Here is a 19444-nt window from a genome sequence, read left to right as displayed (position 1 = left end):
ATGCGACTGACTGCCCTGCCCGCATTTGCGGATAACTACATCTGGACGCTGATCGACGACGAGGGTGCTGCCGTGGTCGTCGACCCCGGTGATGCCGCGCCCGTGCTCGCGCTGGCCGATCAGGGCCTGCGCGTGGACACGATCCTGCTCACCCATCACCACGACGATCACATCGGTGGCGTGCCGCCATTGCAGGCGCGATTCCCCGGCGTGCGGGTCGTCGCGCCGGCCGAGGAGCGCATTCCCACGGCGACCGAGCGGGTCGGTGAAGGTGAACGCGTTCAGGCATTGGGCCAGACGTTCCACGTACTATCCGTGCCCGGGCATACCCGCAGCCACATCGCGTTTCACACTGCTGAACATCTTTTCAGCGGAGATTCGTTGTTCAGCCTGGGCTGTGGACGCCTGTTCGAAGGTACGCCGTCCCAGCTGCTGGCGTCGATGCGCAAGCTGGGTGCCCTGCCCGCGCAACTGCTGCTTTGTTGCGCTCATGAGTACACCGTGTCAAATGCCGTCTTCGCGCGGCATGTCGACCCCGCCAACGCTGCCTTGTGGCAGCGCCAAGAGGAGGCTTTGGCCATGCGCCGCGATGACCGTTCCACCCTGCCGGTAACCCTGGCCAACGAATTCGACTGCAATCCCTTCCTGCGTGTGCACGCTGCACCGATCCGTGCGTCGGTATCGGCACACCTGGGCCGTGACGTCGTGGACGACGTCGACGTGATGGCCGGTCTCCGGCACTGGAAAGACGGCTTCCGCGCATGATGCGCCGAAGTCTGCCGCTGGCCCTGGGCCTTGCCCTGGGGCTGGCCGGAACCGCGGGCGCACAGTCGCTGGGTGCCGGCATCAGCCAGAACCTGACTGCTGCCGCGGCCCTGCCGCTGGACGCTTCAGCGCTGCCCGCCGCTTCGGTGCGCAACGGCCAGGAGATCTTCACCAGCTTCCGCGACGGCCTGGCCGAGCCCAGCTGCGATGCCGAGGCCACCAGCCCGCGCTGGCAGAAGCAGTTCGCCCACGCCCCCTCGCGCCTGGCCAACCAGGATGACGATGCGCTGGTGCTGTTCGGCTATGTGGTCGAAGAGCTGCGCAAGGCCAACCTGCCCACCGAATTCGCGCTGATTCCGTTCGTGGAAAGCGGCTATCGGCCCAATGCCCGCAACGGCAGCGGCCCGACCGGCCTGTGGCAGTTCATCGCCACCACCGCGCGCAACCACCGCGTGCCGATGGCCAACGGCTATGACGGCCGCCTGTCGGCGGTGGATTCCACCCAGGCCGCGGTGCGCTACCTGAAGACCCTGCACGGCATGTTCGGTGGCGACTGGCGCCTGGCCACCATGGCCTACAACGCCGGCGAGTACCGGGTACTGCAGTCCATGCGCAAGGCTGGCATGAACGCGCAGAACGCCAAGCCCGCAGCCCTGCCGGGCCTGTCGCCGGTCACCCATGCCTATGTCGAGAAGCTGCATGCCCTGGCCTGCGTGCTGGAAGACGTGGAAGACCAGCCGGGCGTGATGGCCTCGCTGGACCGCACCGTGCCGGTGCTGAAGGACCACACCCTGCCGGCCGGCACCAGCGTCCAGCAGTGGGCCGCACAGCGCGCGCTGGACCCTGCCAGGATCGCCCGCCTCAACCCGGCCCTGGCCGCCGGCAACCGCGCCTCTGGAACCACCCGGGTGCTGGCCCCGGTCTCGGCTGCCAATGCGACTGTGACGGAAACCGCGACCACACTGGTGGCCAGCACCGCACCGGTTGCCACGACCACGCCGACGCCGCAGGTGGCCAAGACCGTCGCCGCGATCGCCGACCGCCCGCGCAGCCGTCGCCACACCGTGCGTGATGGCGAGTCGGCATGGACCATCGCCCGTCGCTACGGCATGCCGGTGAAGGCGCTGCTGTCACTGAACGGCCTGAGCGGCAGCAGCGTGCTGAAGCCGGGCGCGGTACTGCGCGTCGAGGATTGAAGCAGGCGCGGTTCCGGCCGCGCCCTGCCCTGCTTCCTGTAGAGCCGAGCCCATGCCCGGCTTTTTCATGCCTGCGCCCGGCAGCATGGCTCGACTCTGCAAAGGCGGTCGAGCAAGCTCGACCACTACCAAAGCTCAAGCGCGCCACAAACGACGCGAAGACAAAAAAGGCCCGGCAATGCCGGGCCTTCTTCGATCCTGCTCGCCGCCAGGCTTACAGGTTCTCTTCGGTGGTCTGGATCACAAACTTCTTGCGCATCGCCTCGACGTAGGCCTTGGCTGCGGCCATGCCATCGATCTGGCTGAGCTGGTCCTTGAGCTGCTTCTGTTGCTCGGCAGTCACTTCCTTGATGTCGCCCGGGTTGACCTTGTTCACCGCGAACAGCAGCGCGTGGCCGTTGACATCCACCTTGCCGTAGCTCGGCTTGCCCTCGGCCGGCACCGGCGCGCTGAAGATCGCGCGGTTGATTTCCGGAGTCGGCACCGGCTGGCTGCGCGGCAGGCCTGGCATCGGGCTCAGCTGCAGCTTCTCGCTGGCAGCCAGCGACTGCAGGGTGGCACCGGCCTTCAGCTTGGCCAGCACGGCGTCGGCGGCCTTGTCGCTGGCCTGACGCTGGCGGTCGGCGCGGATCGCGGCGATCACCTGTTCGCGCGCCTTGTCCAGCGGCATGGCCTGTTCCGGAGTGTGCGCGGCCACGCGGATGACCACACTGTGGTTGGTCGCGCCGCCCAGGGCGATCGGGTCGCTGGCGGTCCCGTCCTGCACCAGCACGTCGGAGAACGCGGCACGCAGCACGGCCGGGTCAGCGGCGATGCCACTGGCAGTGGCACGGGTGATCGGGCCCAGGGTCTGCAGCGGCAGGTTCACTTCCTTGGCCGCAGCAGCCAGATCGCTCGGGCTCTTGTTGATGGCGTCGACCAGCTTGCCGGCCAGTTCGTTGAAGCCGCGCTCGCCGTCGGCCTTCAACTGCTCGGCAGCCAGCGTGTCACGCACTTCCTCGAAGGACTTGCCTTCGCCACCGCGCACCGCGGCGACCTTGATGATGTGGTAGCCGAAGTCGGTCTTGACCGGACCTATCACGTCACCCGCCTTGGCAGCGAACAGTGCATCTTCGAACGGCTTGACCATCGCACCGCGCTCGACCCAACCCAGGTCACCGCCCTGGTCCTTTGAACCCGGGTCTTCCGAATTGGCCTTGGCCAGTGCAGCGAAGTCGGCACCGGCCGCCTTGGCTTCGGCAGCGATCTTGTTCGCCTTGGCTTCGGCGCCGTCACCGGTGATCAGGATATGGGCAGCCTGGCGCTGTTCCGGCGAGGTGAACTTCGCCTTCTCGTCTTCATAGCGCTTGCGAAGGGTCGCTTCGTCGGCCGCGGTCGGTGCCGGCAGGTTCGCGCCGTTGATCTCGACGTATTCCAGCGACACGCTTTCGGCCTGGCGGAAATCCTTGCCGTGGCTGTCATACCACTGCTTGATCTGTTCGTCGGTGACCGGCGCGGTATCGGCCGGTACTTCCGGCAGCGCGGCCAGCTCGACGTCGCGGGTTTCACCCAGCAGCTTCAGCAGGCGCTCGGTCTCGGCCTGGGTGACGAAGCCCGAATTCTGCAGGCCCGACGGAATCACCGACTGCTGCAGGCTCTCGCGCACCAGCTCCTGGAACTGCGTGGGCGTACGCGGCGGATTGCCACCGGCCAGGGCCAGGCGATAGTTGTTCTCGTTGAACTTGCCGTTCGAATCGAGGAAGGCCGGGATGGTGGCGATGTACTCGCGCACCGCACCGTCGCCCACCACGACACCGGCCTGCTCGCCCACCAGGCGCACGACCTGCTCGTCGATCAGCTGATCGAGCACGGCCATCTTGTTTTCAGTGCTTTCGAACGCGCGCGGGTCGAAGTTCTCACCCTGCTGCTGGCGCTCGCGCATGCGCTCCTGCTCGAAGCGGGTGCGGAAATCCTGCGCACTGATCTCGTGGTGCTGCCACAGCATGCGCACCGGCCACCACGACGGCGCCGAACGCCACCAGGTCGGCGGCGCGGAAACCTTGGCCACGTTCTGTGCGCCAACGCCACCGAGGTAGCTGTTGTCGATCACGAACAGGAACGGAATCATCAGCAGCCCCAGGATCACGGTGACGATCCAGCCTGAGGTCTTGTCGCGGAGTTTCTGCAGCATGGTGAGAATCACAAGGCCTGATTGGCGAGCCCGGCAGTGTAACCCGCTTCGCCGCAGGGACCAAAAGCAGCGCCGGCGCGGCCTGCGCCGATCTTCGTGGACCTGCACCATCAGCACATCGGCAGGCCTGCGGCACGGCCCAAAGAAAAAGCCCCCGGCTTGCGCCGAGGGCTTTTAAAGTTGGCGGAGCGGACGGGACTCGAACCCGCGACCTCCGGCGTGACAGGCCAGCATTCTAACCAGCTGAACTACCGCTCCGCGCTGAAACTTTGCAGGCGCCCAGTATATCCGAAGACTCCTTGGAAACCCAGCCCGATGAACACTTTTTTCAAAGTTTTTTCACAGGGACTTAAGAATTCTGCAATGGCGGAGCGGACGGGACTCGAACCCGCGACCTCCGGCGTGACAGGCCAGCATTCTAACCAGCTGAACTACCGCTCCGTTCTTGCAAAAACCTTTTCGCCTTCTTCCCGAACCTGTCGGTGAGAAGACAAGGCCCCCGGCTTCAGGCCGGGGGCCTCGATGTAGTGGCGGAGCGGACGGGACTCGAACCCGCGACCTCCGGCGTGACAGGCCAGCATTCTAACCAGCTGAACTACCGCTCCGCATTGTTGCTTTTTTGTTTTCCCACTGGCCTGGACCGGGGAGAAAACAAAGCCTCCAGCTTTTGGCCGGAGGCCTCGTTGAATGGCGGAGCGGACGGGACTCGAACCCGCGACCTCCGGCGTGACAGGCCAGCATTCTAACCAGCTGAACTACCGCTCCACACTCAAACTTTTACCGCGGTGCTGTGGTGGGTGCTGAGGGTTTCGAACCCCCGACCCTCTCCGTGTAAAGGAGACGCTCTACCGCTGAGCTAAGCACCCCAGCGAGCCGCTTAGTTTACAGCATCCTTCAGGGCCTTACCAGCCTTGAACGACGGATTCTTCGAAGCAGCGATCTTGATGGTGTCGCCGGTCTTCGGGTTGCGGCCGGTGCGTGCAGCACGGTCGCGGACCTGGAAGGTACCGAAGCCAACCAGGGTGACCGCATCGCCGTCCTTCAGCGCCTTGGTGACGGCAGCAACGACGGCATCGACAGCGCGGCTGGACTCGGCCTTGGTCAGGTCGGCAGCTTCAGCAACGGCATCGATCAATTCGGTCTTGTTCATTCTCTACAACTCCTTTGGCGGTGGGTTCCGCTTATTCGACAGGGAAGCAACCGCATGCCTTCTGCATGCGGCCGCCATGTGGAAACGGTTCGCCGATTCAGTCATCGCTGACAGCGATCACTCATTCGCGAGTGCTGCTTTTATACCAGTGGCCCTACCCCCACGCAAGCTGGAAAGCCAGCAACGACGCGGGTTTCGGGCCATTGGACAGCGCGCGTCAATGCTTGACGCGCGCGCTTCCACTCGGTTTGGCCTTGCTGCGCACCGTGACACGTTGCGCACTCTTGCGCGCCTTCTTCGGTGCCAACGGACGCTCCAGCGCCAGGTCCAGGACTTCTTCGATGTACTTCACCGGCACGATCTCCAGATCGCGGGTGACGTTGGCCGGAATGTCGGCCAGGTCCTTGCGGTTCTCTTCCGGGATGATGACCGTGCGGATGCCGCCCCGCAGTGCGGCCAGCAGCTTCTCCTTCAAGCCACCGATGGCGGTGACACGACCACGCAGGGTGATCTCGCCGGTCATCGCCACGTCGGCACGCACCGGCACCTTGGTCAGCATCGACACCAGCGAGGTGACCATTGCCGCACCGGCACTCGGGCCGTCCTTCGGCGTGGCGCCATCGGGCACGTGCAGATGCACGTCGTGCTTCTGCAGGAAGTCGCTGTCGATGCCGAAGCCCACGGCGCGCGAACGCACCACCGACAGTGCCGCCGACGCCGATTCCTTCATCACGTTGCCGAGCTGGCCGGTCAGGATCAACTGCCCCTTGCCCGGCACCAGCGTCGATTCGATCTGCAGCAGATCGCCACCGACTTCGGTCCAGGCCAGGCCGGTGACCAGGCCGATCTCGTTTTCTTCCTCGGCACGGCCGAAGTCGAAGCGACGTACGCCCAGGTACTTGTCCAGGTTCTTGCTGGACACGCTCACCAGCGCCTTGGACTTCTTCGTGCCCCTCTTCGCCTTCACCGCCGGCTGCGGGCCGGCCAGTGCTATCTCCTTCACTACCTTGCGGCAGATCTTGGCGATCTCGCGTTCCAGGTTGCGCACGCCCGATTCGCGCGTGTAGTAGCGCACGATGTCCTGGATGGCATCACTGCCGATCTCCAGCTCTTCCGGCTGCAGGCCGTTGGCCTTGATCTGCTTGGGCACCAGGTAGCGGGTGGCGATGTTGAGCTTCTCATCCTCGGTGTAGCCGGGGATGCGGATCACTTCCATGCGGTCCAGCAACGGGCCCGGAATATTGAGCGAGTTCGAGGTGGCCACGAACATCACTTCGGACAGGTCCAGGTCCACTTCCAGATAGTGGTCGTTGAACGCGTTGTTCTGCTCCGGGTCGAGCACTTCCAGCAGCGCCGAAGACGGATCGCCACGGAAGTCCATCGACATCTTGTCGATCTCGTCGAGCACGAACAACGGGTTCTTGCTGCCGACCTTGTTGAGGTTCTGCACGATGCGGCCCGGCATCGAACCGACGTAGGTACGACGGTGGCCACGGATCTCGGCCTCGTCACGCACGCCGCCCAGCGACATGCGCACGAACTTGCGGTTGGTGGCCTTGGCGATGGACTGGCCCAGCGAGGTCTTGCCCACGCCCGGCGGCCCGACCAGGCACAGGATCGGGCCCTTCATCTGCTTCACGCGCGACTGCACCGCCAGGTACTCAAGGATGCGCTCCTTGACCTTCTCCAGGCCGTAGTGATCGGCATCGAGCGTGTCCTGCGCCACCTTCAGGTCCTTGCGCACCTTGCTGCGCTTCTTCCACGGCACGCCCAGCAGCCACTCCAGGTAGTTGCGCACGACCGCGGCTTCGGCCGACATCGGCGACATCTGCTTGAGCTTGTTCAGTTCGTTGCGTGCCTTGGCTTCAACGGCCTTCGGCATGCCGGCTTCGGCGATCTTGCGGGCCAGCTCTTCCAGCTCGCCCGGCGCGTCGTCCAGGTCACCCAGTTCCTTCTGGATGGCCTTCATCTGTTCGTTGAGGTAGTACTCGCGCTGGCTCTTCTCCATCTGCGACTTCACGCGGCCGCGGATGCGCTTTTCCATCTGCTGCACGTCGATCTCGCCATCGACCAGGCCGACCAGCATCTCCAGGCGATCGCCGACGGCCAGCGTTTCCAGCAGGCGCTGCTTGTCGGCCAGGCGCACGCTGATGTGCGCGGCGATGGTGTCGGCCAGGCGCGCCGGCTCATCGATGCCCGACAGCGTCTGCAGCAGTTCCGGCGGCAGCTTGCGGTTGGTCTTGACGTACTGCTCGAACAACGACATCAGCGAGCGGGCAATCGCCTCGACCTCGCGCGCTTCGCGCTCGTCGGTGGCGTCGATTTCCACCGCCTGCCCATGCAGCGAGCCGTTGCGCTCGTCGACGTGGGTGACCTGCACGCGCGACAGGCCTTCGACCAGCACCTTGATGGTGCCGTCGGGCAGCTTCAGCAGTTGCAGCACCTGCGCCAGCGTACCGACCTGGTAGAGGTCGGCCGCATGCGGGTCATCGGTCTCGGCCGACTTCTGCGCCAGCAGCAGGATGCGCTTGTCCGCCTCCATTGCCTGTTCGAGCGCGTGCATGGACTTGTCACGGCCGACGAACAGCGGGATGACCATGTGCGGGAACACCACTACGTCGCGCAGCGGCAGGACCGGCAGGTCGAGGGTTTCACTTGGGGAACGGGCCATGGGGGCTCCAGGGAAGGGGAAAACCGCCTCCGGGAGGGCATCTTCCGGAGACAAAAAAAGCCGATGGCCCCGTTATGGGGCCATCGGCTTTCAGATGCAAGGCATTCCTTGAAAATCCTTTCCAATCAACAACCTGGAAGGATCACTCAGCGCCTGCGGCCTTCTGTTCAGGGGCCGCCGGGGTCTGGTAGATCAGGTACGGCTCGGACTTGTGCTCGATCACCGATTCGTCCACCACCACCTTGCTGACGTTTTCCTGCGACGGCAGGTCGTACATGGTGTCCAGCAGGACCGATTCGACGATGGTGCGCAGGCCACGGGCACCGGTCTTGCGCTTGAGCGCCTTGCGGGCGATGGCCGACAACGCGTCCGGACGGAACTCCAGTTCGACGTTCTCCATCTCGAACAGCTTCTTGAACTGCTTGGTGATGGCGTTCTTCGGCTCGGTCAGGATCCTGATCAGGGCCGGCTCGTCCAGCTCCTCCAGGGTCGCCACCACCGGCAGGCGGCCGACGAACTCGGGGATCAGGCCGAACTTGATCAGGTCTTCCGGCTCGACTTCGGCCAGCACCTTGCCCACTTCCTGCTTGCGCTCGCTGCTCTTCACCTTGGCGCCGAAGCCGATGCTGCCGACGTCGGTGGAACGGGCCTGGATCACCCTGTCCAGCCCGGCGAACGCGCCGCCGCAGATGAACAGGATGTTCTTGGTGTCCACCTGCAGGAATTCCTGCTGCGGATGCTTGCGGCCGCCCTGCGGCGGAACGCTGGCCACGGTACCTTCGATCAGCTTCAGCAGGGCCTGCTGCACGCCTTCGCCGGACACATCGCGGGTGATCGACGGGTTCTCGCTCTTGCGCGAGATCTTGTCGATTTCATCGATGTAGACGATGCCCTGCTGCGCCTTCTCGACGTCGTAGTCGCACTTCTGCAGCAGCTTCTGGATGATGTTCTCCACGTCCTCGCCCACGTAACCGGCTTCGGTCAGCGTGGTGGCGTCGGCCATGGTGAACGGCACGTTGAGCAGGCGGGCCAGGGTCTCGGCCAGCAGCGTCTTGCCCGAACCGGTCGGGCCGACCAGCAGGATGTTCGACTTCGCCAGTTCGACGTCGTCGTTCTTCTGCCGGCTCTCGATGCGCTTGTAGTGGTTGTACACGGCCACGGCCAGGGTGCGCTTGGCGCGGTTCTGGCCGATCACGTACTGGTCGAGCACCTCGAGGATCTCGCGCGGCTTCGGCAGCGAACTGCGCGCCGACTGCGCCTTTTCCTCAAGTTCCTCGCGGATGATGTCGTTGCACAGCTCCACGCATTCATCACAGATGAACACGCTCGGACCCGCAATCAGCTTGCGCACTTCATGCTGGCTCTTGCCGCAGAAAGAGCAGTAGAGGATCTTGCCGGTGTCCGTGGAACGACCTTGGCGGTCTTCGCTCATGCTTCGCTTACCCAGTTACCCCACCCGCTGAACGGGGGTTCGATTCGAGAATAGCACAGGGCCGAGGGGACACCAGTCCCGCCCGACCCTGCAGGAACGGGGCCTCCATGGCCCCGTGAAGGCCGGTCAGCCGGCCTGGATCGACTCATCCGGACGACGCTCCAGGACCTGGTCGACCAGACCGTAGGCCTGCGCCTCGAAGGCGCTCTTGAAGTTGTCGCGCTCGGTGTCACGGGCGATCGTCTCCAGCGACTGGCCGGTGTGCTTGGCCAGCACCTCGTTCAGGCGCGAACGCAGGGTCAGGATCTCACGCGCGTGGATGTCGATGTCGGTGGCTTGGCCCTGATAGCCGCCCAGCGGCTGGTGGATCATCACGCGCGAGTTCGGCAGCGCATAGCGCTTGCCGGCCTCGCCCGCGGCCAGCAGCAGGGCACCCATCGAGGCAGCCTGGCCGATGCAGGTGGTGCTCACATTCGGCTTGATGTACTGCATGGTGTCGTAGATCGCCATGCCGGCGGTGACCACGCCACCCGGCGAGTTGATGTAGATGTTGATGTCCTTTTCCGGGTTTTCCGATTCCAGGAACAGCAACTGCGCCACCACCACGTTGGCCATGTGATCGTCGATCGGGCCCACGAGGAAGATCAGGCGCTCCTTCAACAGGCGCGAATAGATGTCGTAGGCACGCTCGCCGCGGCTGGTCTGCTCGACCACCATCGGAACCAGGTTCAGGGCTTTGGTTCGGTTGTCCATTACGTGAGGTACCTATCTTGGGGGGCAACAACCCCGCGCCGGCAAAGGCGCGGGGCATCCGGTGATCCGCCCGGGCTTACTGGCGGATCGCGTCCTGGAACGACAGCTTCTCTTCGGTGTGCTGGGCACGCTCGGCGATCCAGTCGATTACCTGCTCTTCCATCACACGGTTCTGCAGGCCAGACATCAGCTGGGGGTCATTGCGGTACATCTCAATGACCTGCTCCGGCTCTTCGTAGGTCGAAGCGATCAGACGCATCGTTTCGTTCAGGCGCTTGGCTTCCAGGCGCAGGTCGTTGATGCGGGCCACTTCACCGACCAGCAGGCCGACCAGCACGCGCTTGGCGGCCGCTTCCTTGAAGCCTTCGTGGGCATCGGCCGGGATCTCGCCAACGTTCTGGCCGTTGCGGCGGATCTGCTCGACCTGCTGGGCCAGCATGGCGCGGGCTTCGTTCTCGACCAGGCGCGGCGGCATTTCCACCGAGGAATAGGCGGCGATCAGCTGCTCGCCGACCTCGCGGCGCAGGCGGTTCATCAGGGCACCCTTCAGCTCGCGCTCCAGGTTGGCGCGGATATCGCTGCGGAACTGCTCCACGTCGCCGCCCTTCACGCCGAAGCTCTTGATGAAGGCTTCGTCGACCGCCGGCACGACCGGCTCGGAGACTTCGGCAACCTTGACGGTGACCTGCACGGTCTTGCCGGCCAGCACCGGCACGCGCCAGTCAGCCGGGAACTCGACGTCCAGGGTCTTCTCTTCACCCTTGGCCAGGCCGACCAGGCCCTTTTCGATGGTCTCGAACATCATGCCCTGGCCGAGCACGATCGAACCCTTCTCGGTGTCTTCGGCCGGCAGGCGCTCTTCGCCGGCCTGCGACCAGGTTTCCACCGCGACCAGGTCACCGTCCTGCGCGCCACGGCTGACCGGGGCCCAGGTGCGACGCTGGTTCTGCAGGTTCTCGATCATCTGGTCGATGTCGGCATCGGTGATCTCGGCGCTGTGGCGCACGACGGTCAGCTTGCTGACGTCGATGTCGCCGAAGTCCGGCACCACTTCCACGGTGGCCACGAAGGAGAACTCACCCTCGTCGCCCTTGTCGATGCGCGGGCTGCCGACGATGCGCAGGTCGTGCTCGCGCACGGCTGCGTCGAAGGTTTCGCGCAGCAGGCCGTCCAGCGCCTCACCACGGACCTGCGCGCCGAAGCGCTGCTCGATCACCTTGGCCGGCACCTTGCCCGGACGGAAACCCTTGATGCGGGTGGTACGGGCGATTTCGCCCAGGCGGCCGACGATGTGGCTCTGCAGACGCTCTTCCGGCAGCGAGAAGCTCAGGCGGCGTTCCAGGTTGCCGGTGGATTCGATCGAAGCTTGCATGTTGACTCCTGCCACCGGTGGCCCACGCCCCCGGCTCGATGATTGGGATGAAACGGTTGTAAGGACACGACGTCTGGGACGCGCCTGCTTGCCGCAGCCCTTTAGTTTCGCCCAATTCGGCCTGCACTGCCAGCGCGTGCCGGTCAAGGGGGCGTCGATGGCCCGATCAGGGCGGGGACAGGCCGGCACTGGTGCGAAAGGGGGGACTCGAACCCCCACGCCTTGCGGCACTGGAACCTAAATCCAGGGCGTCTACCAATTCCGCCACTTTCGCGTGGCCGGCTCAGGCATTCATTGTCGCAGGCGACGGCGGGAATCGGAAGGCCTGCACAAAACTGAACATGACAGCCACGCGCTCATTGCCCGCGCCAAAGGCCGCCCCGAAGGTCGTGCGACCATTCGGGACGGCGGCGACTCAGTGCTTCGCCTCGGCAGGGGACGCAGGTGCGTCAGCGCCCTGCCCGGCCGCCACATCCACCTTGCGGATGTCCATGCCACCCTTGTCGGTGCGACGCAGCCCCATCGCCTCCGGCGCAGCCTCACCCTCCACCGGCTGCGCCGGCTGCATCTGCATGGCGTCACCGACCGGGCGCGCCGGAACCGCCCCTGTACCTGCATCGCGCTCCACGGTCTGCGCCGGATCACGTTCCGGCGCGCAGGCCACCAACACCAGCAACGCAAATGAAACCCACAGCCCCCGGCGCAGTCGTTTCATATCGGCCATCAGGATCTTCCTTCGTACATGCATGCGCTCTCGGCGCGGAAGATCCATTGGGTGCGATGAAGGGCGCAGCGCGGTGAGAAGCAGCGCACAGCATTGAAAACACTGATGACGCGTATGCCCCTGATTTCAGCATCGCTTCAGTAGATCCACGCCATGCGCGGATGAAACGCCACCCGGCGAACAGGCAAGAAAAAAGCCACTTGGCGAACCAAGGGGAAGCTGCTGCGCATTCGCGCCGCAGCCCCACGCTTTGCATGGCAAAGTGCGGGCCCCACTTCACCAGCCCCCACATCCCCGCGGCTTCGCCGCGCCCCCTTGACTCAAGGGGGCTCCACTCCAGCCAGCACCGCTGGTATCTGCAGACGCCACCCAGCGAACAGGCAAGAAAAAAGCCACTTGGCGAACCAAGTGGCTTTCGTCTGGTGGGCTGTCAAGGATTCGAACCTTGGACCTATTGATTAAGAGTCAACTGCTCTACCAACTGAGCTAACAGCCCGAAATCGGGGCGCGAATTATGACCCGATCCGCTCGGTGGGTGCAAGCACTTTTTTCAACGTGGTTGAAACCAGCACTGCGGTCCCGCTGCTGCTGCAGATCCGCGCCGAGCGGGTTCTGCAACGCGTGACCCATCGAAACGATGGGAGTCACACCTATAAGAAAAAAGCCACCTGGGGTACCAGGTGGCTTCTGTCTTGGTGGGCCGTCAAGGATTCGAACCTTGGACCTATTGATTAAGAGTCAACTGCTCTACCAACTGAGCTAACGGCCCGTGAAACTCAGACGCACATTGTAGCGTGCTTTCTGTTTATTGCAATACCGTTTCGGCTGCGCCGATGCGGTTGAATCAGTGGGGTGGCTGAGGGGATTCGAACCCCCGACCACCGGAATCACAATCCGGTACTCTAACCAACTGAGCTACAGCCACCACTGAAACTTTCGCTCCACCGCCGATGAGGCTGACGTTGGAACTTGATGCTTTGCTACCGGGCGGAACCAGAAGTCCGTCCCCCGAAGCGAGTCCGGCATTTTCCGGGAGTCGCGAAGGAATTGCAAGCACTTCTTCACATTGATGTGCAGGGGCCGGAACAGGAGATCAGAGCTGCTCGGCCGAGATCACACGCACGGCGTCCCCGTGCTCGTCCAGGAATGACAGCGTGGCCTCCCCCTTCGGCGTGACCTGCAACTGCTGGCGCGACTGGCCCGCTCCGTCGAGCAGCTGAAACATCGCATTGTGCGACTGCGTCCTGCCAGGAAACACACGACGGGCAATGGCTTGCACACCTGCGCGTGCAAGCGCTCATCTTCGGCCGAGAACATCGGCCGCCGCTGTCCATCGGCAACATCGTTTCGATCACGTCGATCGACGCACTGCGTTGGTCCGTCGCCCCCGTCAGCAGGCCAGTCAACGCCAGCGAGGTGACACCGCCGCAGTACAGGGTAAGCCGCCGTTGGCAACTGCGCAGACGATGCACTTCGGCCAGCACCTGCTCTACCTCTCCCGCGCCTTTCCAAACTGCATCTCATGCCGAGCGCCAGAAGGTGCGTGCCGCCTGCGCCGAAGGTCAGGCGCAGGCAAACAGCTCGCCATGGTCGGACGCACTCCCGACAGCGTGAATGATTGGTGAACAAATCGTGAATGAATCTCAAACGGGAATGGGGGAGATCCATTCATACAACGTTAGCTGCAGGACATGGAACGCGAGGCGCACGTTTGCAACCATGCCGGTTCCTGCAATGAAGGTGAGATCAATAGATGAGCAAGCGGCTAATCGGATTCGTCACGCTGGCAGCGGTGCTGGCAGTGGCAGCCGTTGCAATGTACGGCTACCGGCAGCAGCCAGCTGCCGATGCCACGGCAGAGGAATCCGGGAACAGTGGCAGCCTTGATGAAAGGCCCGACCAGGGAAGGCAGCTTCCGGCGTCAGGTGCGGCGGCCGCGCAGAGGCTGGAGCGGGACAACAAGATCCCGCCGGGCTCGTACAAGGCGGTGGGCCCCAAAGCCTACGAGATCGTAAGAGGCAATGAGTTCCGGCCTCCCGGTGACGCGCTCGCCCACGTCAAGCAACTGATGCTGCGCTCCGAATCCGGAGATGCCACGGCAACCTACGAAATCTATCGAACCATCGAGCAGTGCCAGACCTTCATCTCGGATCGCGCTGACAAGCTGGCGGATTCAGCCACCACGGTCGGGTCCGGCAACTGGTTCCTGGAGCGATCGGAACGAATCCTCAAAGAGTGCGAGTCGCTGGCTCTGGATCAGGACATCTATCACGCCGATTGGCTTTCGAAGGCCGCCGCCATGGGCTCGCAGGAAGCGATGCGCGCTTACTCGCGATCGCCGGAGAAAGTCATCGGTTCGCTTGATGACGCAATCCGTGATCCCGCGGCGCTCGAGGCGTGGAAGGACACCGCCACCGGATATCTGCGCGAACTGGAATCACAAGGGAACGTCAATGTCATCAGCGACATGGCGATGGCCTACACGTATGGCGGCATCGTTCCTGCGGATCCCGTTGCCGCCCTGGCGTACACCCGCGTCCTCAACCGGCTGGACCCACGTTTTGCCACCACCACTGACATTGCCAACCATGAGAAAAACCTGAGCAGCCAAGAGAAAGAGAAAGCCCGCATTTCATCGAACGAAATCTTCAAGAACTGTTGCATCCCACGATAAGGACCTATTGTGAAAGCTAGACTGATTGGGATTATCCCTTCGCTTGGTAGAAACTCCATTCCCGCCATTGCAGGCGTGCTGCTGTTCATGGCAGCCGGGAGCCTTCAAGCGAAAAAGCTTCCTGGCGTCATCAACTGCACCGCCGGATGCACGCTGACAACCCCGTATCCCGATCCGGTGACCAACCAGCAGCTTTCCCAAGAGGTCCAGAAGCTCAATGACGGCCGGACCACTGTCTGGACAGCCCAGACGCGAGTCCAGACCGGCGATGTCCTGACCGTCTGCAACGGTATTTCCTGCGTCAACTACACGTGGCGAGGTGCAGGTTTCGACTCCGGCGAAGTGATTTCGACCGTCCTCCCGCCCAACTCCCGGGGCGGTGGTGGTGGCGGCGGTGGTGGTGGCGGCGGCGGTGGCAGCGGCCCGATCAGCGGCGGCTGCCACGGCAACTGCGGTGGCGGCAAGGTCCGGGTGGGCGAACTGGAACAGATGTGATCCATCCAGGGCGCACTCGACCAGAGTGCGTCCATCGCGACCATCGCGACTTGGGAAAGGCCAGCGCATAGCGCTGGCTTTTTTTCGTTGCCGGGCACATTGCCCCAACCCAGGCGGCGCTGCTCAAGCACCTGCGGAGTGAGCCGATCATCGCCAGACGCAGGTTCACCGCAACCCGCCTGGCATCACGCCGTGCGACTGCACCCCCAGGCAAAGGGCATCTTTCATCGGAAAAGAGGAAGGTGGAACGCTCGCCACCCAGGATTGCCCAGCCATCGAATGGGAACCGATGTTCGCGGGCGTGAGTTCATAAACCATTGATTCCAATGGCGCGCCCGACAGGAATCGAACCTGTAACCGCCGGCTTAGAAGGCCGGTGCTCTATCCAGTTGAGCTACGGGCGCCCGAACCGGAACGGTGTCCAATCCGACGTGATGTGGGATTGGTCGGGGTAGAGGGATTCGAACCCCCGACATCCTGCTCCCAAAGCAGGCGCGCTACCAGACTGCGCTATACCCCGGTCTTGCAATCCCCTCGGGCCATGCCCGGGGAGTTGGTCATTGTCGCCAAGCGCATTGGGAACTGTCAACGCAGGATGTACAGATCCGGCGCCTGCCACAACGCCGAAAGCAGTCATCGGCTATGCTCACGCCCATCGGCCGGATGGCCGTCCAGACCCTCATTCGCACGGAGAACGCGCATGCGCAGCGGCAACCCGGCTCTTTCCGAGTCCACCTTCCTCGACCTCGCCAGCGGCTCGGTGGTGACCAGCCCCGACCAGGCAATGACCCTCAACGGCACCGTCAACAAGACCGGTTTCCTGCTGCTGTTGACCGTGCTGACGGCCGCTTTCGCCTGGAACCAGACCATCGGCGACTACGGTCAGGTTTTGCCTGGTGCCAGGCTGTATGCCATGGGCGGCGCCATCGGCGGCCTGGTGCTGGCGCTGATCACCGTCTTCAAGAAGGAATGGTCGCCGGTCACCGCGCCGATGTACGCGCTGGTGGAAGGCCTGTTCCTCGGCGCCATCTCGGCCGTGTTCAACGCCAAGTTCCCGGGCATCGTGTTCCAGGCCGTGCTGCTGACCTTCGGCACTCTGTTCGCGCTGCTGTTCGCGTACCGCAGCGGCCTGATCAAGGCCACCGAGAACTTCAAGATGGGCGTGGTCGCGGCCACTGGCGGCATCGCCCTGCTCTACCTGGCATCGTTCGTGCTCGGCTTCTTCAACATCAACGTGCCGGTGATCCATGACTCCAGCTGGCTGGGCATCGCCTTCAGCCTGTTCGTGGTGGTCGTGGCCGCGCTGAATCTGGTGCTGGACTTCGACTTCATCGAGACCGGTGTCGCCCAGCGTGCACCGAAGTACATGGAGTGGTATGGCGCATTCGGCCTGATGGTGACCCTGGTCTGGCTGTACGTTGAATTCCTGCGTCTGCTGTCGAAAATCCAGCAGCGCTGAGCCGCAACATGCAATAGACGACAAAGGGCGCCCTTCGTGGCGCCCTTTTTCGTTCCTCCCTCAGCGCGCCAGCAGCACCGGAAGCGACGATGCCAGCAACGCGATGCCTGACACGGTCAGCAGGCCCAGCACGAGCTGCCGGAAGCGCGCCTCGCTGATGCCGATGTAGACCCTTGCACCCAGCAGGGTCGGCACCAGCATGGCCGGTGCCACGATGGCGAAATACGGCAGCATCTGCCGGCTGACCAGGCCGCTGCCGACATAGGTGGCCATGGTCACCGCCAGCATCGCCAGGTTGAAGTTCTGGATGACCGCGCGCTGTTCGTCCTTGCCGAAGCCTCGCAGGGTGCTCCACAACGTCGGCACCGGCCCGGCAAAGCCGCCAATGCCACTGAGCACGCCACCGGCCATGCCAGCGATCGCATCACCGATACGGCCGCCGACGCGGACCGGAGGCAACGAGCGCGCCATCAGCATCACCGGGCACCACAGCGCCAGGAAGCCGCCCAGCAGCGCCTTGAACCAGTCCATGTCCAGCTGCGGCAGCACCATCACGCCCAGCGGAATGCCGGCCAGCCCGCCCAAGACGAAGGGCAGCAACAGGCGCAGGTTGAAGCCACGGCGCACGGTGAACACAGCCACCAGCTGACCGACCAGCGCACCAAACACCGACAGCGTCGCCGCCAGCCGCGGCTCCAGTCCCCATGCCCAGAACGACATCGCCACCATGCCAAAGGCGAAGCCGGACAGGCCCTGCACGAATCCGGCGACGATCGCGCCCAGCGCGACCAGCAGATACACCGACTCCATCACCACCTCGGTTGCAGCCGCGCGACTATCCTGCCGCGCCCACCTGTGCAGCGTAGTGCGCCGCGAGGTGCTCGACCAGCGCACGCACTTTCGGCGCCAGCGCACGTGCATGCGGATACAGCGCGAAGTAGCGGCGCTGCCCGGCATGCCAGGCCGGCAACACGCGGATCAGACGACCGGCGCGCAGGTCCTCCTGTACGGTCAGTGCGGTGAACAGGCTGATGCCCATTCCGGCCAACGCCGCGGCATACAGCGCGGGCGTGGCATCCACGCGCAGGCGCTGGCCGGCCTCGATGCTCACGCTGGCACCGCGCGGCCCCTGCAGCTGCCAGGGCGGCATTGACGGCGTGGGACTGAATCCCAGCAGCGTATGTTGTTCGAGATCTGCAGCCTGTCGCGGCAGACCATGACGCGCCAGATAGGCCGGTGCAGCGACCAGGATGCGCGGGCAGCTGGCCAGTTCGCGCGCGACCAGCTGGCTGTCCGGCAACGAGCGCGCGATGCGAAGAGCCAGGTCGAAACCGCCCCCCACCACGTCGACCAGTTGATCATCGGCCGACAGGTCAAGCGCGACCTGCGGGTAGCGCTGCAGGAACGACGGCAGCCAATGCGGCAACTCCTGGCTGGCCACGACCTGCGGCACGCTGATGCGTACGATGCCACCGGGCTGCGCTTGCCCGGCACGCACGCGATCATCCGCTTCCTGCAGGCGATCCAGCAGCGCTGCCGCCTCGCGGTAGTAGTCGCGACCGGCTTCGGTCAGTGACAGCCGGCGGCTGTTGCGATCGAGCAATCGCACCTGCAGATGCTCTTCCAGCTGCCGCAGTTGCCGTGACATCGCCGAGTGGGTGGTCCCCAGGCGCTCGGCAGCAGCAGTGAAGCTGCCTGCGTCGACGATGGCGCGCAGCGCACGCAGGGCGGCGAAGTGATCCATCGGCGAGCGACTCCAAGTGACGGGGCCCACGGCATGCGGGCCCCACCAGCTTATCAAGCGCCGTCGCCGGCCTTGCGCACCGGCAGCGCCAGGATCGCGTCGGTGCTCATGACATCACCGAAGGCGTCTTCGATCTGCGCCAGCGAGGCGTCATGCAGCGCGCGATGATCGATGCGCTGGCCACCGGCCAGGTCCAGGTCGCGACTGGCGCTGGCATCGGACGATACGATCACCCGGTAGCCGCGCGGTGCCGCCGCCGCGTCGCGCGCAGCACCGGCCACACAGGCATGGGTCTGCAGGCCGGTGACGATCAGGGTGTCGATGCCGGCATCCTTCAGCACCGTGTCGAGCATCGCGGCCGAGTTGCCAGCGAACACGCTGACATTGTCTTTCTGCACCACGGTCTCACCCTTGCGCGGCTGCAGGTCGCGATGGAAGGCGGCATTGACGCTGCCCTGCGCGAACAGCGGTGCACCGGCCGGCAACACATGCTGCACGTGGATCACGCGGATGCCGTGAGTATCGGCGAACTCGACCACCCGCCTGGCCTGGCGCAGTGCGGCCACGCCATCGGGAATGACCATGCGGCCACCAGCAAAGCCGGGCGCGGCGCTGGCATCGAAGTATTCGTTCTGGAAGTCGATCACCAGCACGGCGGTCTTCGCTGCATCCAGCGAGGCCGCGACCGGCGCGCCGGCCATGTGGCGGATGGTGGGATGGGACGGTTCGGCGGCAGCGACCGGGGCGGTGGCGGCCATGCCGATCAGGCTGGCCAGGCCGAAGGCGGTGAGGTTCATGGGAGGGTTCCTGTGCGGCGGGTGTGAGGCACAGGATGCGGA

16 protein-coding genes and 11 tRNA genes are annotated in these 19444 nt (G+C 64.3%); 5 read left to right on the top strand and 22 right to left on the bottom strand.

Annotated features, from left to right (window positions below; genetic code table 11):
- Both gloB and GOC52_RS04275 read left to right on the top strand, forming a co-directional pair.
- Complete coding sequence (gene gloB, locus GOC52_RS04280; protein ID WP_043398189.1) at positions 1 to 765, top strand: hydroxyacylglutathione hydrolase; 765 nt, start codon at positions 1 to 3, stop codon at positions 763 to 765.
- Positions 762 to 1961: a lytic transglycosylase domain-containing protein gene (locus tag GOC52_RS04275; RefSeq protein ID WP_010483881.1), complete on the top strand. Its 1200-nt coding sequence runs from the start codon at positions 762 to 764 to the stop codon at positions 1959 to 1961. Before gloB ends, GOC52_RS04275 begins: the two co-directional genes overlap by 4 nt.
- Positions 1962 to 2175: 214 nt before the next feature.
- On the opposite strand, the gene GOC52_RS04270 is transcribed toward GOC52_RS04275, so the two are convergent.
- The 17 genes from GOC52_RS04270 to GOC52_RS20815 all read right to left on the bottom strand — a co-directional run bounded on the left by GOC52_RS04270 (position 2176) and on the right by GOC52_RS20815 (position 13458).
- Positions 2176 to 4131, bottom strand: coding sequence for a peptidyl-prolyl cis-trans isomerase (locus GOC52_RS04270; RefSeq protein ID WP_019336553.1), 1956 nt, complete (start codon positions 4129 to 4131; stop codon positions 2176 to 2178).
- Between the two features lie 181 nt (positions 4132 to 4312).
- Positions 4313 to 4389 (bottom strand) — tRNA-Asp (locus tag GOC52_RS04265).
- Positions 4390 to 4495: 106 nt separating this feature from the next.
- Positions 4496 to 4572 (bottom strand) — tRNA-Asp (locus GOC52_RS04260).
- An 87-nt stretch (positions 4573 to 4659) separates the two neighbouring features.
- Positions 4660 to 4736 (bottom strand) — tRNA-Asp (locus GOC52_RS04255).
- A gap of 83 nt (positions 4737 to 4819) precedes the next feature.
- A tRNA-Asp gene (locus GOC52_RS04250) sits at positions 4820 to 4896 on the bottom strand.
- A gap of 26 nt (positions 4897 to 4922) precedes the next feature.
- Positions 4923 to 4997, bottom strand: a tRNA-Val gene (locus tag GOC52_RS04245).
- A gap of 11 nt (positions 4998 to 5008) precedes the next feature.
- Positions 5009 to 5281, bottom strand: coding sequence for an HU family DNA-binding protein (locus tag GOC52_RS04240; protein WP_004146343.1), 273 nt, complete (start codon positions 5279 to 5281; stop codon positions 5009 to 5011).
- A gap of 217 nt (positions 5282 to 5498) precedes the next feature.
- Positions 5499 to 7952, bottom strand: coding sequence for an endopeptidase La (gene lon / locus GOC52_RS04235; protein WP_191850705.1), 2454 nt, complete (start codon positions 7950 to 7952; stop codon positions 5499 to 5501).
- Positions 7953 to 8094: 142 nt separating this feature from the next.
- On the bottom strand, positions 8095 to 9384 hold the full coding sequence (gene clpX / locus GOC52_RS04230) for an ATP-dependent Clp protease ATP-binding subunit ClpX (protein WP_010483890.1): 1290 nt from the start codon (positions 9382 to 9384) through the stop codon (positions 8095 to 8097).
- 126 nt (positions 9385 to 9510) lie between these two features.
- Positions 9511 to 10137, bottom strand: coding sequence for an ATP-dependent Clp endopeptidase proteolytic subunit ClpP (clpP, locus tag GOC52_RS04225; protein WP_004146318.1), 627 nt, complete (start codon positions 10135 to 10137; stop codon positions 9511 to 9513).
- Positions 10138 to 10213: 76 nt separating this feature from the next.
- Positions 10214 to 11509: a trigger factor gene (gene tig / locus GOC52_RS04220; protein ID WP_191850703.1), complete on the bottom strand. Its 1296-nt coding sequence runs from the start codon at positions 11507 to 11509 to the stop codon at positions 10214 to 10216.
- A 189-nt stretch (positions 11510 to 11698) separates the two neighbouring features.
- A tRNA-Leu gene (locus GOC52_RS04215) sits at positions 11699 to 11783 on the bottom strand.
- Between the two features lie 141 nt (positions 11784 to 11924).
- Positions 11925 to 12233, bottom strand: coding sequence for a hypothetical protein (locus GOC52_RS04210; protein WP_191850702.1), 309 nt, complete (start codon positions 12231 to 12233; stop codon positions 11925 to 11927).
- Positions 12234 to 12653: 420 nt separating this feature from the next.
- Positions 12654 to 12729, bottom strand: a tRNA-Lys gene (locus GOC52_RS04205).
- A 197-nt stretch (positions 12730 to 12926) separates the two neighbouring features.
- Positions 12927 to 13002, bottom strand: a tRNA-Lys gene (locus GOC52_RS04200).
- Between the two features lie 79 nt (positions 13003 to 13081).
- Positions 13082 to 13158 (bottom strand) — tRNA-His (locus tag GOC52_RS04195).
- Positions 13159 to 13326: 168 nt separating this feature from the next.
- On the bottom strand, positions 13327 to 13458 hold the full coding sequence (locus tag GOC52_RS20815) for a hypothetical protein (protein WP_256202542.1): 132 nt from the start codon (positions 13456 to 13458) through the stop codon (positions 13327 to 13329).
- Between the two features lie 528 nt (positions 13459 to 13986).
- Between GOC52_RS20815 and GOC52_RS04190 the strand changes: the two genes are divergently transcribed.
- Both GOC52_RS04190 and GOC52_RS04185 read left to right on the top strand, forming a co-directional pair.
- Positions 13987 to 14907 (top strand): hypothetical protein, encoded by a 921-nt coding sequence (locus GOC52_RS04190; protein ID WP_049454898.1) that lies wholly within the window; start codon positions 13987 to 13989, stop codon positions 14905 to 14907.
- A 75-nt stretch (positions 14908 to 14982) separates the two neighbouring features.
- A complete protein-coding gene (locus GOC52_RS04185; protein WP_019336558.1) occupies positions 14983 to 15402 on the top strand; it encodes a hypothetical protein in 420 nt (139 codons plus the stop codon).
- A 327-nt stretch (positions 15403 to 15729) separates the two neighbouring features.
- On the opposite strand, the gene GOC52_RS04180 is transcribed toward GOC52_RS04185, so the two are convergent.
- Both GOC52_RS04180 and GOC52_RS04175 read right to left on the bottom strand, forming a co-directional pair.
- Positions 15730 to 15806 (bottom strand) — tRNA-Arg (locus tag GOC52_RS04180).
- 39 nt (positions 15807 to 15845) lie between these two features.
- A tRNA-Pro gene (locus tag GOC52_RS04175) sits at positions 15846 to 15922 on the bottom strand.
- A 180-nt stretch (positions 15923 to 16102) separates the two neighbouring features.
- On the opposite strand from GOC52_RS04175, the gene GOC52_RS04170 reads away from it, so the two are divergent.
- Positions 16103 to 16861 (top strand): Bax inhibitor-1/YccA family protein, encoded by a 759-nt coding sequence (locus GOC52_RS04170; RefSeq protein ID WP_191850701.1) that lies wholly within the window; start codon positions 16103 to 16105, stop codon positions 16859 to 16861.
- 60 nt (positions 16862 to 16921) lie between these two features.
- Here the strand turns inward: GOC52_RS04170 and GOC52_RS04165 are convergent, their stop codons facing one another.
- From GOC52_RS04165 to GOC52_RS04155, 3 genes are read right to left on the bottom strand one after another with little or no spacing between them, the layout of a single operon-like run.
- The gene (locus GOC52_RS04165) at positions 16922 to 17671 is read right to left on the bottom strand and encodes a sulfite exporter TauE/SafE family protein (RefSeq protein WP_071306242.1); all 750 of its coding nucleotides are present in this window, start codon (positions 17669 to 17671) and stop codon (positions 16922 to 16924) included.
- A 25-nt stretch (positions 17672 to 17696) separates the two neighbouring features.
- Positions 17697 to 18605, bottom strand: coding sequence for a LysR family transcriptional regulator (locus GOC52_RS04160; protein WP_191850700.1), 909 nt, complete (start codon positions 18603 to 18605; stop codon positions 17697 to 17699).
- 53 nt (positions 18606 to 18658) lie between these two features.
- A complete protein-coding gene (locus GOC52_RS04155) occupies positions 18659 to 19402 on the bottom strand; it encodes a cysteine hydrolase family protein (RefSeq protein WP_191850699.1) in 744 nt (247 codons plus the stop codon).
- Between the last annotated feature and the right edge of the window lie 42 nt (positions 19403 to 19444).

It is taken from the genome of Stenotrophomonas sp. SXG-1 (genome assembly GCF_014083965.1).
In the GTDB taxonomy this organism is placed as follows: domain Bacteria; phylum Pseudomonadota; class Gammaproteobacteria; order Xanthomonadales; family Xanthomonadaceae; genus Stenotrophomonas; species Stenotrophomonas geniculata.
This window is presented reverse-complemented; position numbering and strand designations above follow the sequence as displayed.